Raw genomic sequence first — 450 nt, 5'->3', positions numbered from 1 at the left:
ACAGGGGTATCTAATCCCGTTTGCTCCCCTAGCTTTCGCGCCTCAGCGTCAATGTCGGTCCAGGATGCCGCCTTCGCCACCGGTATTCCTCCAGATATCTACGCATTTCACCGCTACACCTGGAATTCTACATCCCTCTCCCGGATTCAAGCCATCCAGTATCAGACGCAGTTCCCAGGTTGAGCCGGGGGATTTCACGTCTGACTTAGTTGGCCGCCTACGCGCCCTTTACGCCCAGTAATTCCGAACAACGCTTGCCCCCCCCGTATTACCGCGGCTGCTGGCACGGAGTTAGCCGGGGCTTCCTTTAGCGGTACCGTCAATTCCGGGGAGTATTCACCCCCGAATCGTTCTTCCCACTCGACAGGAGTTTACAATCCGAAGACCTTCATCCTCCACGCGGCGTTGCGTCGTCAGGCTTGCGCCCATTGCGAACAATTCCCCACTGCT

1 rRNA gene is annotated in these 450 nt (G+C 57.3%); it reads right to left on the bottom strand.

Annotated features, from left to right (window positions below):
• Window positions 1–450 (bottom strand): 16S ribosomal RNA (locus HH110_RS19115); the annotation flags it as partial.

It is taken from the genome of Stenotrophomonas sp. SAM-B, from assembly GCF_013387485.1.
Taxonomy (GTDB): Bacteria; Pseudomonadota; Gammaproteobacteria; order Xanthomonadales; family Xanthomonadaceae; genus Stenotrophomonas; species Stenotrophomonas maltophilia_AA.
This window is presented reverse-complemented; position numbering and strand designations above follow the sequence as displayed.